The sequence below is a fragment of the Thermopolyspora flexuosa genome (genome assembly GCF_006716785.1).
Classification (GTDB): Bacteria; Actinomycetota; Actinomycetes; order Streptosporangiales; family Streptosporangiaceae; genus Thermopolyspora; species Thermopolyspora flexuosa.
Window position 1 is genome coordinate 4132663 of sequence record NZ_VFPQ01000001.1, and the last position, 15821, is coordinate 4148483.

The window sequence follows — 15821 nt, forward strand, 5'->3', positions numbered from 1 at the left end:
CGCCGCGGCGGTCCCCCGGGGCCGCACCGGCGCGCGGCCCCGGGGGTGAGGCTCACCGGTCGGCGGCGGGCAGGCCGCTCGCCGCGACCAGGGTGCGGATCGCGCGCAGCGCCACCGAGAGCGTGGCGAGGTCGAAGGTCTCGCTCTCCCAGATCTCCGACAGCGTCTGCCGCGCCCGGGCCACGGCCGAGGCGTTCGCCTCGGTCCACCGGGCGAGCCGCTCCTCCGGCGTCAGCCCGCCCTCACCGGGCCGCGGGCCGTGCGCGAGCACGTGCCGGGTGAGCGCGGCGTGCGCGGCGTACAGGTCGTCGCGGAGCGCCGCCCGGGCCATCGAGTTCCACCGGCTGTCCCGCGGCAGCGCGATCACCCGCTCGCGCAGCCGGGCGAGCTGGAGCCGGTCGGCGAGGTCGAAGTAGACCTCGGCGACCTCGTGCACCGGCCGCCCGGTGGAGTCGGCGATCTCCACCAGGTCGAAGGTGGAGTACGCCGGCACCATCGCGGCCACCCGGCCGGCGAGCTCCTCCGGCACCCCGCGGCCGGTGAACGACTCGTACCGCTCCCGGTAGGCGGCGAGGTCGGGCCCGGCGAGCAGGTCCGGCAGGTGCGGCAGCAGGTCGCGCGCCCCGGCGCCGAAGTGCGCCACGGTCGCGGCGATGTTGAGCGGCGGCCGCCGGTTGCCGAGCAGCCAGCGGGTGCCGCGCTCGACGAGCTTGCGGCCCTCGAGCAGCATCGCGATCTGGGTCGCGGTGTCGACCTTGCCGTCGAGCCGCTCCACCGCCGCCCAGAAGGACGGCATGTCGAACACCTCGCGCGCCACCAGGTAGGCCCGGGCGATGTCCGGCGCCGAGGCCCCGGTCTCCTCGCCGAGCCGGAAGGCGAACGTGGTCCCGCTGTGGTTGACCAGGTCGTTGGTGACGCAGGTGCTGATGATCTCGCGGCGCAGCGGGTGCTCGCGCATCTCGTCCCGGAACCGCTCGCGCAGCGCCGACGGGAAGTACGAGACCAGCCACGACTCCAGGTAGGGGTCGTCGGGCAGGTCCGAGGCGAGCAGCGCACCGTCCACGGTCAGCTTGGTGTACGCCAGCAGCACGGCGAACTCCGGCCCGGTGAGCCCGAGCTTGTGCTGGCGGCGGTCGGCGAGCGCCTTCTCCGAGGGCAGGAACTCCAGCTCCCGGTCGAGCCACCCGTCCCGCTCCAGCTTGCGCAGGTAGCGGGTGTGCACGTGGAGCATCGCGGGGGCCTGGGCGCGGGCCGCGGCGAGCACCGTGTTCTGCGCCTTGTTGTCGCGCAGCACCAGCTCGGCGACCTCGTCGGTCATGCCGAGGAACAGCCGGTCCCGCTCGTCCTCGGACAGCCGGCCCTGCCGTACCGCCCGGTCGAGCAGGATCTTGATGTTCACCTCGTGGTCGGAGGTGTCGACCCCGGCCGAGTTGTCGATGAAGTCGGTGTTCACCAGCCCGCCGTTCCGGGCGAACTCGATGCGGGCGAGCTGGGTGAGGCCGAGGTTGCCGCCCTCGCCGATCACCCGGCAGCGCAGCTCGCAGGCGTCCACCCGCAGCGGGTCGTTCGCCTTGTCGCCCACGTCGGCGTGGCTCTCCGTGGACGCCTTGACGTACGTGCCGATGCCGCCGTTCCACAGCAGGTCGACCGGGGCGCGCAGGATCGCCTTGATCAGCTCGTTCGGCGGCAGCGCGGTCACGTCGTCGGCCAGGCCGAGCGCGGTCCGCATCTGCGGGGTGATCGTGATCGACTTGGCGGTGCGCGGCCACACCCCGCCGCCGGTGGAGATCAGCTTGGGGTCGTAGTCGGCCCACGACGACCGGGGCAGCTTGAACAGCCGCTCCCGCTCGGCGTAGCTCGTGGCCGCGTCCGGGTTCGGGTCGACGAAGATGTGCCGGTGGTCGAACGCGGCGATGAGCCGGATGTGCCGCGACCGCAGCATGCCGTTGCCGAACACGTCGCCGGACATGTCGCCGATGCCGACCACGGTGAAGTCGGTGGTCTGCACGTCGTGGCCGAGGCTGCGGAAGTGGTACTTCACCGACTCCCAGGCGCCGCGGGCGGTGATGCCCATCGCCTTGTGGTCGTAGCCGACCGAGCCGCCGGAGGCGAACGCGTCGCCGAGCCAGTACCCGTACTCGGCGGCGACCTCGTTGGCGATGTCGGAGAACGTGGCCGTGCCCTTGTCCGCGGCGACCACGAGGTAGGTGTCGTCGCCGTCGTGCCGCACCGTGTCCGGCGGCGGCACCACCCGGTTGTCCACCAGGTTGTCGGTGAGGTCGAGCAGGCCGGAGATGAACCACCGGTAGCAGGCCACGCCCTCGGCGAGCAGCTCGTCGCGGCCGCCCTCCGGCGGGCGCTTCACCACGAACCCGCCCTTCGACCCGGTCGGCACGATCACGGTGTTCTTCACCATCTGCGCCTTGACCAGGCCGAGGATCTCGGTGCGGAAGTCCTCCCGGCGGTCCGACCAGCGCAGCCCGCCGCGGGCCACCTTGCCGAACCGCAGGTGCACGCCCTCCACCCGCGGCGAGTACACGAAGATCTCGAACTTCGGCCGGGGCAGCGGCAGCACGCTGATCGCCTCGGGGTTGAACTTCAGCGCCACGTACGGCTTGCGCCGCCGCTCACCGTCCGGCCCGGGCACGGTCTGGTAGACGTTCGTGCGCAGCGTGGCCTGGATCATCTCCAGGTAGGCGCGCAGGATGCGGTCGGCGTCGAGCGAGTCCACCTGGTCGAGCGCGCCGAGGATCTCCTCGGTGAGCGCGTCGCACAGCTCCTGGCGGGCCTCGTCGTGCCGCGGGTCGAACCGGGCCTCGAACAGCCGGACCAGCAGCCGGGCGACGCGCACGTTGCCGAGCAGCACCCGCTCGATGTAGTCCTGGCTGAACGTGCCGGACGCCTGCCGCAGGTACTTGGCGTACGCCCGCAGCACCTCGGCCTGCTCCCAGGTGAGCCCGGCCGCGGTGACCAGGGCGTTGAACCCGTCGTTCTCGATCCGGCCGTGCCACAGCGCGGTGAACGTATCGGTGAACAGCCGCTTGAAGCGCGCGGGCTCGACGTCGCCGGGGCGGCGGCAGCGCAGGCCGAAGTCGTAGATCCAGAAGCTGCGCGGGTGCTCGCCGTCGCAGCTCACCTGGTACGGCCGCTCGTCGACCACCTCGACGCCCATGCGCTCGAGCAGCGGCAGCACCTTCGACAGCGAGACCGGCGCGCCGTTGCGGAACACCTTGAGCCGCAGCTCGCCCGCGGAGTCGTCGGCCGGCTCGTACAGCTCGGTGGCGATCTCCTCGCCGGACGCGGCGAGGTGCTCGAGCACGCGCAGGTCGGCGACGGCGACGTCCGGGGCGAAGTCCGCCTTGTACGCCTCGGGGAAGGCCGTGCCGTACCGCTGGACGAGCTCGGCCGCGTCCCGGTGCGGCCACCGCTCGCCGATGACGGTGGCGAGGTCGTCCTCCCAGGAGCGGGCGACCGCGGCGACCCTGCGCTCCAGCTCCTCCACGTCGATGTCGCCGACCTCGAGCGGCGCGCCGCCCTCGCCGCGGATGACCAGGTGGAGCCGGGCGAGCGGGGACTCGCCGATCATCGTGCTGTACTCGAGCGAGCCGCCGCCGAACGCGTCGAGCAGCAGCCGCTGGACGCGCAGCCGGACCTTGGTGGAGAACCGGTCGCGCGGCAGGTAGACGAGGCAGGAGACGTACCGGCCGTAGTCGTCGCGGCGCACGAACAGCCGCACCTGCTTGCGCTCGCGCAGCCGCAGCACGCCGAGCGCGATCGGCAGCAGCTCCTCGGCGGAGAGCTGGAACAGCTCGGTGCGCGGGTAGGTCTCCAGGATCTCCACGATGTCCTGGCCGTCGTGGCTGGCGAACGGGATGCCGGCCAGGCGGAGGACCTCGTCGAGCTTGGTGCGCAGCAGCGGGATGCGGGAGATCGACTCGTTGTAGGCGACGTGGGTGAGCAGGCCGAGGAAGCGGCGCTCGCCGACCACCTCGCCGGAGGGGTCGAACAGCTTGATGCCGATGTAGTCGAGGTACGCCGGGCGGTGCACGGTGGCCCGGCTGTTCGCCTTGGTGATGACGAGCAGGCGCTTCTCGCGCACCTTGGCACGCAGCTCGGCGGGCATCGCGGCGAAGCTCTCCGAGCCGGGGCGGTCGGCGCGCAGGATGCCGAGGCCGGTGCCGGTGAGCGCGGTGAGCGCGTCGCCGTCCTCGCCCCGCTCCAGCCGGTACTCGCGGTAGCCGAGGAAGGTGAAGTGGTCGTCGGCGAGCCACCGCAGCAGCTCCTTGGTGTCCCGCACCTCGGACTCCGGCAGCGGCGGCGGGCTCGCCTCCAGCTCCTCCGCGGTCCGGATGGCGAGCGCGCGCATCTTCTGGTGGTCCTCGACCGCGCAGCGCACGTCCTCGAGCACCCGGCGCAGGTCGGCCTCGAGCCGCTCCAGTACGGCCGGGCCGTACCGGTGGTCGAGCTCGATGTGGATCCACGACTCGGTGAGCTCCAGCCCGGTGCGGCCGTCCTCGTGGGGGCCGAGCAGCCGCCCGGTCAGGTCGCGCCGGACCTCGAGCTGCGGGTGGACGAGCAGGTGCACGCGGAGCCCGTGGCGGTCGAGCTCCATCGTCACCGAGTCGACGAGGAACGGCATGTCGTCGGTGACCACCTTGACCACCGAGCGGCCCGGGTCCCACCCGTCGGCCGCGCGGGTGGGCGTGTAGGCGCGCACCAGCGCGCGCCCCTGAGGCCGGTTCGCCGCGAGGTGGAGGTGGGCGAGGGCGGGCCCGCAGACCTCGGCGGGGTCGCGGTCGATGAGGTCCTCGGGTGCGACGTGCCGGTAGAACCGGGTGAGCAGGTCGTGGGCGGCGTCCCGGTCGAGGCCCTCGGCCACGTGGGCGAAGTCCGCTCCGCTTAACGGTTCCCCCGTGGCGCGGCCCGCGCCGCGGGCCTCCCCCGCCTGCCCGTCCGCCGTGCCGGCCTGCGCGAACAGGTCGGCCGCGGCGGCGAGCAGTTTCTCCTTCGCCTCGTCAAGCGGCATGTCGGTCTCACTCCTTTGTGAGTTCCCAGATCGATGGTGATGTGCGACGGCCGACGCACCCTCTGCCCGGACAGGGCTGTGGTGTTCCTCCGGCTCGTGGCCCGTTTCGCGGTGCGTCACGCGGCCCGTCGCGTCGGCCGGTTCGTCACGGTCGCCGGTGTCCCGGATGCCGGGCGTCCTTGCCCGGCGTCCCGTCTTCCATCACACCGGCACCTCCAGCGGCACGTTGCCGCCCGTACGTCCGCCCGGTCGCCCTTGACCGAGCGGCAGACCACTCCCTGATATCACCCGATAAGGGGAGGTACGTCAATGTGACGCCCCGGCCGGTAACAAATACGCAACGCGGTCGTGCCCGCGTCCGGCGTCAGGGTCGGAAGTGGTCGAGCACCTCCGGATTGGCGAGCGCGTCGCGGTTCGCGGCCTGCTCCGGCGGGGTGCCGAGCAGGATCTTGCGCACCGGCACCTCGAGCTTCTTGCCGCTGAGCGTGCGCGGGATGCCGGGCACCACGCGGATCTCGTCGGGCACGTGCCGGGGCGACAGCTCGGTGCGCAGCGCCGCCCTGATCCGGTCGACGAGCTCCGGGGTGAGCTCGGCGCCCTCGGCGAGGGCGACGAAGAGCAGCAGCCGCCCCTCCTGGCCGAGCCGCCCGGTGTCGATCACCAGGCTGTCGGCGATCTCGTCGAACCGCTCCACCACGCGGTAGAACTCGCTGGTGCCCATGCGCACCCCGCCGCGGTTGAGCGTGGAGTCGGACCGGCCGTAGATCACGCAGCCGCCGTCCGGCCGGAACTTGACCCAGTCGCCGTGCCGCCACACCCCCAGGTATTCGGCGAAGTAGCTCTCCCGGTACCGGGCGCCGTCCGGGTCGTTCCAGAACATCACCGGCATCGACGGCATCGGCACGGTGAGCACGAGCTCGCCCACCTCGCCGACGATCGGCCGGCCCTCGGGGTCGAACGCCTCGACCTTCGCGCCGAGCGCGCGGCACGGGATCACCCCGGCCCGGATCGGCAGCAGCGGCACCGCGCCGACGAACCCGGTGCACACGTCGGTGCCGCCGGAGAACGAGCCGAGCTGGATGTGCCGGCCGACGTTGTCGTAGACCCACTGGAAGCCCTCGGGCGGCAGCGGCGAGCCGGTGGAGCCGACGCCGCGCAGCCGCTCCAGGCCCTCCGGCTTGAGCCCGGCCTTCATCGAGGCGAGCAGATACGGCGCGCCGACCCCGAAGTACGTGACGCCCTCCTCGGCGGCGATCCGCCACAGCGAGTCCACGGGCGAGGCGGCGCCGTCGTAGAGCAGCACGGTGCACCCGACGAGCAGGCCTCCGATGAGGTAGTTCCACATCATCCAGCCGGTGGTCGTGTACCAGAAGAACACGTCCTCCGGCCCGAGGTCCTGGTGGAAGCTGAGCGCCTTGAGGTGCTCGAGCACGATGCCGCCGTGGCCGTGCACGATCGGCTTGGGCAGGCCGGTGGTGCCCGAGGAGTAGACGACCCACAGCGGGTGGTCGAACGGCACCGGCTCGAACGCGAGCTCGCCGGGCTCGGCGCGCAGCTCGGCCCAGCGGATCGCATCGGTCCCCGTGCTCTCCGGCGCGGTGCCGAGGCGGGGGATCCACACGGTGGTGCGCAGCCCGGGCAGGCTCGCGGCGATCTTCCTCGCCACCTCGACCCGGTCGAAGACCTTGCCGTTGTACCGGTAGCCGTCGACCGCGAGGAGCACCTTCGGCTCGATCTGGCCGAACCGGTCGATCACGCTCGGCGCGCCGAAGTCCGGCGAGCAGGACGACCAGATCGCGCCGAGGCTCGCCGTGGCGAGGAAGGCGATCAGCGCCTCGGGGATGTTCGGCACGTACGCGGCGACCCGGTCGCCCCTGCCGACGCCGAGCCGTACCAGGCCGGCGCGGACCCGGGCGACCTCCTCGCGCAGCTCGCCGTAGGTGAGGGTACGGCGCTCGCCCGACTCGTCGCGGAAGATCACCGCGACGTGGCCGGGGTCGCGGGGCCGGAGCGCGTTCGCCGTGTAGTTGATCGTCGTGCCCGCGAACCAGCGGGCGCCGGGCATGGCGCCGCTGAGCACCGGCCCGTCACCGCGCTCGCCGACCACCTGGAAGAAGTCCCACACCGCGGTCCAGAACTCGGCGGGCTCGTCCACCGACCAGCGCCACAGCTCGTGGTAGTCCTGTCCGGCCCGGCCCAGCCACTCCATGAAGCGGGTGACCTTCGCCTCCCGCACCACGTCCGGCGTGGGCTCCCACAGCAGCGTGCCTTCCTCCACCATGTCGCGACCTCGTCCTCGCGTCCCGTCCTGTTCCGCTTGGACCGTACCGCGTGGACGCGGCGGCACTCCACCGTCCGCGTGCGCCGCCGCCCGGGTCCGCCGGGCCGCGAGGCCGCCGCGCGCTGGGGGTATTGACGGCGTCGATCGCGACGGTCGATGACTTTCATGCCGCCGCGGGCCCCGGTGCGGCCTCGCGGGGCATGGCGGCGGGTCAGCCCGCCACGTGGCCGGCCGGGCTGGTGAGCCGGGTGACCGCGGCGACCAGCCACTCGGTGTCGCACAGGTCGTCGAGCACGACGTCGGCGCCCGCCTCGGCGAGCTCGGCGGCGGTCGACCCGCCCGAGGCCACCGCGATCATGGCGACGCCGCCGAACCGGGCGGCCTGCACGTCCCGGGTGGAGTCGCCGACGAGCACGGTGGCGGAGGCCGGGAACGGCACGCCGTACCGGGCCTCGGCGCGGCGCCGGGCGACCTGGATGAGCGTGGCCTTGGGGTAGACCTCCTCGCCGTACCCGCCGACCTCGACGTCGATGTGCTCGTCCAGGCCGAACGCGCCGAGCATGAGCACCGCGTTGCTCCGGATCGTCCCGGTGAGCACCGACTGCACGGTGCCCTCCAGCCGGGCCACCGCGGCGAGCGCCTCCCGCGCCCCGGGCATCGCCCGGCCCTGCTCGGCGATCCGGTCCCGCCGGTCGGCGAACGCCCTGGCGAGCGCCTCGGTGAACGCGGGCAGATGGTCGTCCTCGGCGACGACGCCGTTGAGGGCGAGCGTCTCGAAGATCACCTCGGAGTCGGGCCTGCCCCGCGCGGGCGCGAGTCTCACCAGCGGACGCCCGGTCACCTCGCGGAACGCCGCCGCGTAGGCGTCCCGCAGCACGATCGTGACGTCGACCAGGGTGTGGTCGACGTTCCACAGCACGAGACGGTTGATGGGGGCCTCCCGGTCGCGAGGGTCCCGCGCCCGGCGGGCGCGGTGAGCGGTACGACGGTTTCGTCCGGCGATCAGTATGCCGTCCGGCGCCGACGGTGGGTGCCGTGGTCGTCACGGCGGGAGAGGGACGGGGGTTCGCGGGGGATACGGCCGGGGTACGGCGGGCTCAGCCGTCGGCGAGCGCGATCGCCTCGGTGAGCGAGTCGACGACGGGGAAGCCGCTCGCCTCCAGGTCGGCGCGGCGGGTCATGCCGCCGGTGTAGAGGATCGCCTGGGCCCCGACGTGCCGGGCCGCGTGCGCGTCGTCCACGCTGTCCCCGATCACCACCACGTGCCGCGGGTCCACGCCGATCGCCGCGACGTGCGCCGCCATGTGCTCGGCCTTGTGGCCGCCGGGGGTGCCGCCGCGCAGGCCGTCGATGCGCACGAAGTGGTGGTCGATGCCGAGCTCGCCCGCCTTCGCGGTGAGCCGGTCGTGCATCCACATCGACAGCAGCGACTGCGAGCGGCCGGAGTCCGCCCAGCCCTCGAGCACGTCGAGGGCCCCGTCGGTGAGGCCGCAGCCGTCCATGAGGCGGTGGTAGTGCTCGTGGAAGGTCCGGTCGAGCTCCTCCCACTCCCCCTCCCGCAGCGGGCGGCCGAGCAGCCGCTCGTACGCCACCCAGATCGGGCGGGTGTACACCGCGCGGAAGCCGTCCGCGTCGAGCGGGTCGAGCCCGTACGGCCGGAACACCTGGTTCGTGGCGTCGACCACCGCGTGGATGTCGTGGAAGAGCGTTCCGTTCCAATCCCAGACGATGTGTTTACGTCCCATAACCCACCCAGGGTACGGCGGCGGCCGTGGAAACGGGCGGCCGCGTCACCGCAGCAGGTCCGGGATCTCCTGCGTGGCGTACCACATCAGCTCGTGCGCCTCGGCGCCGTCCACGACGAACCGAGCGTCGTCGTCGCCCTCGTCGGCCGCGGGCAGGGCGGCGATCGCCGCGTCCACGTCGGGGATCGCCTCGGTGTCGTCGACGTGCACCGAGGCCATCCGGCGCAGCGGCACGGGCGTCTCGACCCGTACCCGGGCCCGCTCCTCCAGGTCGGTGCCGGTCTTGACGTACCTGTCGGGCACCTCGGCGGCGATGACGACGCGCCGGCCCGCGACCTCGGCGCCGTCGCGCCGCTCGGCCAGGATCATCCGCAGCGACGCCCGGGCCGCCTCGGTGAGGGCGACGTACTCCAGCTCCTCGGTGTCCCCGGACACGTACCACTCGATGAGCGCGGGCGTCACCGCGTATCCGGTCAGCGGGGCCGGGCCCAGCTCCCCCTCGGCCGCGACGCGGGCGAGCGCGGGGAGCGTGCACGGCAGGTAGACGCGCATGTCACCTCAACTTACCGGAGGGAACGGGATGCGGAGCATTCTCTCCAGCTCGGCGAGGGTCGTGCCGGGGTCGACGTGGTGGATGCCGGCGATGCCGAGGCCCTTGGCCGCCTCGACGTTCGCCTTGATGTCGTCGATGAACACGCACTCGTGCGCCTCCAGGCCGATCACCCCAAGCGCGTGCCGGAAGATGCGCGGCTCGGGCTTGCGCATGCCGACCTCGCCGGAGATCACCACCCCGTCGAACAGCTCGTCCCATCCCTCGCGCGGGTAGTCCGTGCCCCAGGAGTTCGACACCAGGCAGGTCCGCAGTCCGGCGGCGCGGACCGCGCGGAGCATGTCGTACATCGGCTCGACCGGACGGAACGCGGCGAACATCCGGGAGATCATGCCGTCGGCGGACGGCTTCCGGCCGTCGAGGGTGCGCAGCCGCTCGGCGAGGGCGCGCTCGAACTCGGCGACCTCGACCTCGCCGCGTTCCAGGGCGTGGATGAGGTTCTCCCGGGTGGCCTCGGCGTCCTGACCGTCTCCCTGGCCATCGGGGTGGCCGTCGACGGCGTACGCCTGGCCGACCATCTCGGCCATCACGTTGTAGTAGTGCGGCACGTCGATGCGGTCGGCGGCGAGCCACTCCTGGATCGCGTCCGGGAGCGGCTGGGTGAGCACCCCGCCCCAGTCGATCAGCACGCCTTTGAACACAAATCCCTCCACGGCACCCTGAAGCGGACTTTACCCAGCCTAGGACCGCGGGATGGACTTGGCGATCCGCAGGTGCTCCCGGGACTTCACGATCCTCTTCGCGGCGTCCGGGTCGGCCGGCTTCGCGGTGAACAGGCCGCGCCGCTCCTTGAGCGCGAGCACCCGGGCGACCGACTCGTCGAGGCGCTTGGCGCTGATCCGGCCGGACCTCACCGCTTCGAGCACCGCGTTGTAGGCGCGGGGGAAGTCCGGCGGCATGAGCAGGATGTCGGCGCCCGCGAGGATCGCGCGCACCGCCACCTCGCCGTCGCCGTACCTCTGGCGCGCCCCCGCCATCTGCAGCGAGTCGGTGATCACCACGCCGGTGAAGCCGAGCCGCTTGCGCAGCAGTCCGGTGAGGATCGGCTTGGACAGCGTCGCCGGGTCGCCGGACCTGTCGAGCTTCGGCATCACCACGTGCGCGGACATGATCGCGTCCACGCCGTGCGCGATCGCGGTGCGGAACGGCGGGGCGTCGAGTTTCTCCCACTGCGCCTTGGTGTGGTGGATCACCGGCAGCCCGGTGTGGCTGTCCACGGTGGTGTCGCCGTGCCCGGGGAAGTGCTTGGCGGTCGCGGCCACGCCCGCGGCGTGGAAGCCGTCGATCGCGGCGCCGACCATCCGCGCCACCTTCTTCGGGTCCGACCCGTACGCCCGGGGCCCGATCACCGGGTTCCTCGGGTTGACGTTCACGTCCGCCACCGGGGCGAAGTCGAGGTTGATGCCGAGCGCGCGCAGCTCGGTGCCGGTGACCCGGGCGGCCTCGCGCGCCCACCGGGTGTTGCCGGTGGCGCCGATCACCTTGGCCTCGGGCAGCTTGGTGACGAGCGGGTCGAGCCGGGACACCCGGCCGTTCTCCTGGTCGACGCCGATGAGCAGCGGGATGTCGCCCGCGGCGCGCTGCAGGCCGTTGGTGAGCGCGACCACCTGGCTCACGCTGGACACGTTGCCCGCCCACGGGAAGAGGATCACGCCGCCGAGGTGGTACCTGCGGATCGCCTCGGCGGGGGTGCGCACGCCGAACCGCGCCACGTTCTCCTGGTGCGGGGTGTCGGCGCGCGAGCCGTACAGCACGGGCATGAACAGCTGCCCGACCTTCTCCTCCACGGTCATCCGGGCGAGCCGGTCGGCGCGCGACGGCTCGGGGGAGGCGGCGGGGGTCGCGGCGGGGCTCGCCGGGCTCGGCGTCGGCGCGGCCGACGGGCCGGTCTCCGCCGCGCGCGGGCTCGCCGTGCCCGGCGCCGCCGTACCGGACGCCGCCGAGCCGGGCGCGGCCGAGCCGCCGCAGCCGCCGGCCAGCGGCCCGCCGAGCAGGGACACCGTGGTGAGAAGTACCGCGAACCTGGTGCCTCGCAACATGCCCCCAACGCTAGCGACGGGTGGATCGATCCGGGTCACGCATCGCCGAGCGCGGGCAGCAACGCCCGGGCCGCCGTGCGGGCCGCCTTCGCCGTGGTGGCGGCGCGGGCCGCCGCCGCGGCCGCCCGGCACCGGTCGAGGGTGTGCCCGGCGAGCGCGCGGCGCACCGCGCCGAGCGCGGCGGGCGCCATCGACAGCGCGGTGACGCCGAGGCCGACGAACACGCAGGCGAGCGCGGGGTCGGCCGCGGCCTCGCCGCACACGCAGCACTGCCGGCCCGCCCGGGCCGCGGCCTCGGCGACGAGCGCGACGAGGTCGAGCAGCGCCGGGTGCCACGGGTCCTCGATCGAGTGGAGCGAGCCGACCTCCCGGTCGGCGGCGAAGGTGAACTGCACCAGGTCGTTGGTGCCGATCGAGAAGAAGTCGGCCACCTCGGCGAGGTCGCGGGCGCGCAGCGCCGCCGCGGGTACCTCGATCATCACCCCGGCGGTGGGCAGGCCCGCGTCGTGGCAGGCGCGCACGAACCGCTCCGCCTCCTCGACCGTGGTGACCATCGGGGCCATCACCCCGAGCCGTGCCGTGGTGCCCGCGGCGGCCTCGGCGATCGCGGTGAGCTGCTCGGTGAGGATCTCCGGGTGCGCGGTGTAGGCGCGCACGCCGCGCATGCCGAGCGCCGGGTTCGGCTCGTGCCCGGCGGGCGGCAGGAACGCGAGCGGCTTGTCCGCCCCGGCGTCGAGGGTGCGCACCACGACCTGGCCCTCGGGGAACGCGTCGAGCACCGCCCGGTAGGCCTCGCGCTGCTCGGACACCCGGGGCCGGGCCCGGCGGCCGAGGTAGAGGAACTCGGTGCGCAGCAGGCCCACCCCCTCGGCGCCGCACCCCACGGCCGCGGGCAGGTCGCGCAGCGACCCGATGTTCGCCAGCAGCGCGACCGGCCGCCCGTCCGCGGTCCGCCCCGGCCGGTGCGTGGCCGGGCCGTACGTCGCCCGGCGGGCGGTCCGGGCCAGCTCCGCGGGGGTCGGGGCCACCCGCACCTGCCCGGTGTCGCCGTCGACGAGCACCACGGTGCCCTCCGGCACCCGCATCGCGCCCGCGCAGCCGACCACCGCGGGCACCCCATCGCCCGGGCGAGGATCACCGTGTGGCTGGTGGGCCCGCCCTCCTCCAGCAGCAGCGCGGCCACCGACCCGGGCGTCAGCACGGCCATGTCCGAGGGGGCGAGGTCCCGGGCGACGAGCACGTACGGCGTGGCGTCGCCGGTGGCGAGCGGCGAGAGCACGCCGGGGCCCGGGGTGGCGCCGGCGTCGAGCAGCACGAGGGCGCGGTCGCGCACGTCGTCGATGTCCCCGGCGCGCTCGGCGAGGCGGCCGCCGGCGCGAACCAGGGCGTCGTGGAACACGGCGAACGAGTCGTAGATCGCGCGGGCCGCCGCGGCGCCCCCGTCGATCAGTTCCCGGACCGCCGCGCGCAGGCTCGGGTCGCGGGCCATCATCGCCTGGGCGGCGAGGATGTCCTGGGCGACGCCGCCCGCGGCGCGGCCGAGCGCCTGCAGCTCGGCCCCGACCCGCTCGAGCACGGCCTCGGCCCGCGCGAACTCGGCGTCCGCGTCGCCGCCGTGCCGCGCGTCCGGGGGCGGGATCGGGGCGCGCCGTACCAGCCGGCGTACCGGCCCGTAGCCGACGCCGGGGCTCACCCCGTTCCCCGTCAGCCGCATCGCTGCTACGAGGCGGCGGCGATCGCGGCGAGGCGGTCGAGGAGCTCCTCGGCGCCCTCCCCCTCGGCGCGGATGACGATGGTGTCTCCCCGGCGCACGTCGAGGGCGAGGATGGACAGGATGCTCTTGGCGTTCACCGGCTCACCGCCCTGCTTGGCGACGGTCACCTCGAACGGCGCCGCGGCCGCGGTCTGCGCGAAGGTCGCCGCCGGGCGCGCGTGCAACCCGATCACCGACTCGACCGTGACCTTCCGTTCCGGCATCGTCCCCATCCTTCCCCGGTCCGCCGGACCCATCCTCGCATCTTCCGCCGGGTCCTCGGGGCTTTCCGGGCCGGAGTGTGGCTAATCGGTCTGGGTGACCTTCCGCAGCCCCCGGGGTGAGTCCGGGTCGATGCCGAGCCGGCGGGCGAGCGCCTCGGTGACGAGCTGGCCGGGCACGATCAGCCCGATCGGCGCCACCCACTCGGGCAGGTCCGGGCCGTTGAGCCGGGCGGTGCACGCCGCGGCGAGGGCCTCGTCCCCGCCCACGCCGTACGCGGCCGCCCCGGCCGAGCGGACCCGCTCGGCGAGCGCCACCGTGCCCGGCAGGGTGGGGCCGGACCCGGCCGCCACGAGGATCGCCGGGGTGCCCGAGTCCACCACGGCGATCGGCCCGTGCAGCAGGTCCGCGTACGACAGGCCCATGGCGTGCAGGTAGCAGGCCTCCTTGAGCTTGAGCGCGAGCTCCAGCGCGGTGGAGAACGCCATGCCGCGGCCGGACACCACCGCCCCGGCCACGCCGGCGAGCCCGTCGACCACCGCGTCGAGGTCGCCGGGGTCGTCGAGCAGCGCGGCCACCGCGTCCGGCGCCCGCTCCAGGTCGGCGGCGTCGACCTCGGCGCCGAGCGCGAGGGCGAGCACGGCGAGCGCGGCGAGCTGGGTGGTGTAGGTCTTGGTCGCGGGCACCGCCTTCTCCTCGCCCGCCTCGGTGCACAGCGCGAGGTCGGCCGCCTGCGCCAGCGGGCTCTCCGGCCCGCCGTTGGTGATCGCCACGGTGCGGGCGCCGCAGTCCTTCGCCCAGGCGAGGGTCTCGACGATCTCCTCGGTACGGCCGGACTGCGACAGCGCGACCGCGAGCACGCCGTCGAGGTCCATGCGCCGCCGGTACACGGTCGCCACCGAGGGCGCGGCGAGCGCGGCCGGCCGTCCGGCGTACGCCTCCAGCAGGTAGCGCCCGTACACGGCCGCGTTGTCCGAGGTCCCCCGCGCGATGAACAGCACCTGCCGGGCGGAGCCGCCCAGCGCCCGTACCTCGTCCCGCCGCGGCAGCAGGGCGCGCAGCGTGGCGCGCAAGGCCTCCGGCTGCTCGGCGATCTCGCGCCGCATCATGCTCGTCATCGTGGCCCCCATCGTCGCGTCGGCCGGTGCCGGTCCAGTCCGGCCTAGACCAGTACGTACCATACAGGGAGCCACGGAAAGGGGGAGGCATGGCGCAGATCGATCCCGGCAGCCCGGTCCCGAAGTACTTCCAGCTCCGGGAGATCCTCCTCGACCTGATCGAGCGCAACGAGCTGCCGATCGGCTCCGCGATCCCCTCCGAGCGGGAGCTGTCCGCGTGCTACGGGCTGTCCCGGATGACGGTACGGCAGGCGGTCGACCACCTGGTCTCCGAGGGACGGCTGCACCGGGTGCCGGGCAAGGGCACCTTCGTGGCCCGGCCGAAGATCGAGATGACGCTGCAGCTGCGGTCGTTCACCGAGGACATGCGGGCCCGGGGCATGGAGCCCGGCGCGCGTGACCTGGACCGCCGGGTGGTCCGGGCGAGCCCGCACCTCGCCCGGCGGCTCGGCCTGCGGCCCGGCGACGAGGTGCACTACCTGGAGCGGCTGCGCACGGCCGACGGCGAGCCGCTGTGCATCGAGCGGGTGCACATCCCCGTCGCGCTCGCCCCCGACCTCGCCGCGCACGACCTCACCGACCGGTCGCTGTACGCGCTGCTCGAGTCGGTCTACGGGATCGTCTTCGACGCCGGGGAGCTCACCATCGACGCGGGCATCGCCGACCCGGGCGACGCCGACCTGCTGCGGCTGCCCCGCGGCGGGGCCGTGCTCATCCTCCAGCACCGCTCGTTCGCCGGGGGCGTGTGCGCCGAGATCGGGGTGTCCACCTACCGCGCGGACCGGTACCAGCTGCGCGCCGCGATCGTGTCCCCCGCCCGCCACCGCTCCGCCCAGGGCCGCGGCGTGCTCCAGGCCGCCGAGTAGGGGTCCGCCCGGCGGCGCACCGGCGGCCCGTATCCCCGGCGGGGCCGTTCCTCCGCCGCGATCGCGGGCGTCCCGCCCGGCGGCGCACGCGGAGGTTACCAGCGGGTAACGGTACGGCGACAGTCCGCCCGGGCCGTATCAGCCGGGCCGTACGCGGCCTC

The 15821-nt window shown here is 74.0% G+C and carries 11 protein-coding genes and 1 pseudogene; 1 reads left to right on the top strand and 11 read right to left on the bottom strand.

From position 1 onward, the window contains the following. Positions 1 to 52: 52 nt before the first annotated feature. From FHX40_RS17560 to FHX40_RS17605, 11 genes and pseudogenes are all read right to left on the bottom strand, one after another. Positions 53 to 5026: an NAD-glutamate dehydrogenase gene (locus FHX40_RS17560; protein WP_142260634.1), complete on the bottom strand. Its 4974-nt coding sequence runs from the start codon at positions 5024 to 5026 to the stop codon at positions 53 to 55. A gap of 364 nt (positions 5027 to 5390) precedes the next feature. Next, a complete protein-coding gene (locus FHX40_RS17565; protein WP_142260635.1) occupies positions 5391 to 7307 on the bottom strand; it encodes an acetoacetate--CoA ligase in 1917 nt (638 codons plus the stop codon). Between the two features lie 211 nt (positions 7308 to 7518). Beyond that, the gene (locus FHX40_RS17570) at positions 7519 to 8226 is read right to left on the bottom strand and encodes an HAD family hydrolase (protein ID WP_229789005.1); all 708 of its coding nucleotides are present in this window, start codon (positions 8224 to 8226) and stop codon (positions 7519 to 7521) included. A 178-nt stretch (positions 8227 to 8404) separates the two neighbouring features. Beyond that, positions 8405 to 9052 (bottom strand): HAD family hydrolase, encoded by a 648-nt coding sequence (locus FHX40_RS17575; protein WP_142260637.1) that lies wholly within the window; start codon positions 9050 to 9052, stop codon positions 8405 to 8407. Positions 9053 to 9097: 45 nt separating this feature from the next. Next, a complete protein-coding gene (locus FHX40_RS17580) occupies positions 9098 to 9604 on the bottom strand; it encodes a DUF6912 family protein (RefSeq protein ID WP_142260638.1) in 507 nt (168 codons plus the stop codon). Between the two features lie 6 nt (positions 9605 to 9610). Continuing rightward, on the bottom strand, positions 9611 to 10303 hold the full coding sequence (locus FHX40_RS17585) for an HAD family hydrolase (RefSeq protein ID WP_142260639.1): 693 nt from the start codon (positions 10301 to 10303) through the stop codon (positions 9611 to 9613). 39 nt (positions 10304 to 10342) lie between these two features. Beyond that, positions 10343 to 11701, bottom strand: a complete 1359-nt coding sequence (nagZ, locus tag FHX40_RS17590; RefSeq protein WP_142260640.1) for a beta-N-acetylhexosaminidase — start codon at positions 11699 to 11701, stop codon at positions 10343 to 10345. Between the two features lie 35 nt (positions 11702 to 11736). Then, positions 11737 to 12816 (bottom strand): putative PEP-binding protein, encoded by a 1080-nt coding sequence (locus tag FHX40_RS26165; protein ID WP_306465715.1) that lies wholly within the window; start codon positions 12814 to 12816, stop codon positions 11737 to 11739. A gap of 53 nt (positions 12817 to 12869) precedes the next feature. Then, positions 12870 to 13415, bottom strand: a pseudogene (locus FHX40_RS26170) (phosphoenolpyruvate-utilizing N-terminal domain-containing protein); the annotation flags it as partial. A 5-nt stretch (positions 13416 to 13420) separates the two neighbouring features. Further along, the gene (locus FHX40_RS17600; RefSeq protein ID WP_142260641.1) at positions 13421 to 13678 is read right to left on the bottom strand and encodes an HPr family phosphocarrier protein; all 258 of its coding nucleotides are present in this window, start codon (positions 13676 to 13678) and stop codon (positions 13421 to 13423) included. A gap of 81 nt (positions 13679 to 13759) precedes the next feature. Next, positions 13760 to 14794 (bottom strand): SIS domain-containing protein, encoded by a 1035-nt coding sequence (locus FHX40_RS17605; RefSeq protein ID WP_142260642.1) that lies wholly within the window; start codon positions 14792 to 14794, stop codon positions 13760 to 13762. Positions 14795 to 14883: 89 nt separating this feature from the next. On the opposite strand from FHX40_RS17605, the gene FHX40_RS17610 reads away from it, so the two are divergent. Beyond that, positions 14884 to 15660: a GntR family transcriptional regulator gene (locus tag FHX40_RS17610; RefSeq protein WP_142260643.1), complete on the top strand. Its 777-nt coding sequence runs from the start codon at positions 14884 to 14886 to the stop codon at positions 15658 to 15660. Positions 15661 to 15821 lie beyond the last annotated feature (161 nt).

What these genes read in the sequence shown, in the direction of transcription:
- FHX40_RS17610 (WP_142260643.1), top strand. Translation starts at nt 14,884, where the DNA reads ATGGCGCAGATCGATCCCGGCAGCCCGGTCCCGAAGTACTTCCAGCTC.
- FHX40_RS17575 (WP_142260637.1), bottom strand. Translation starts at nt 9,052, where the DNA reads ATGGGACGTAAACACATCGTCTGGGATTGGAACGGAACGCTCTTCCAC.
- FHX40_RS17605 (WP_142260642.1), bottom strand. Translation starts at nt 14,794, where the DNA reads ATGACGAGCATGATGCGGCGCGAGATCGCCGAGCAGCCGGAGGCCTTG.
- nagZ (WP_142260640.1), bottom strand. Translation starts at nt 11,701, where the DNA reads ATGTTGCGAGGCACCAGGTTCGCGGTACTTCTCACCACGGTGTCCCTG.
- FHX40_RS17580 (WP_142260638.1), bottom strand. Translation starts at nt 9,604, where the DNA reads ATGCGCGTCTACCTGCCGTGCACGCTCCCCGCGCTCGCCCGCGTCGCG.
- FHX40_RS17600 (WP_142260641.1), bottom strand. Translation starts at nt 13,678, where the DNA reads ATGCCGGAACGGAAGGTCACGGTCGAGTCGGTGATCGGGTTGCACGCG.
- FHX40_RS17565 (WP_142260635.1), bottom strand. Translation starts at nt 7,307, where the DNA reads ATGGTGGAGGAAGGCACGCTGCTGTGGGAGCCCACGCCGGACGTGGTG.
- FHX40_RS17560 (WP_142260634.1), bottom strand. Translation starts at nt 5,026, where the DNA reads ATGCCGCTTGACGAGGCGAAGGAGAAACTGCTCGCCGCCGCGGCCGAC.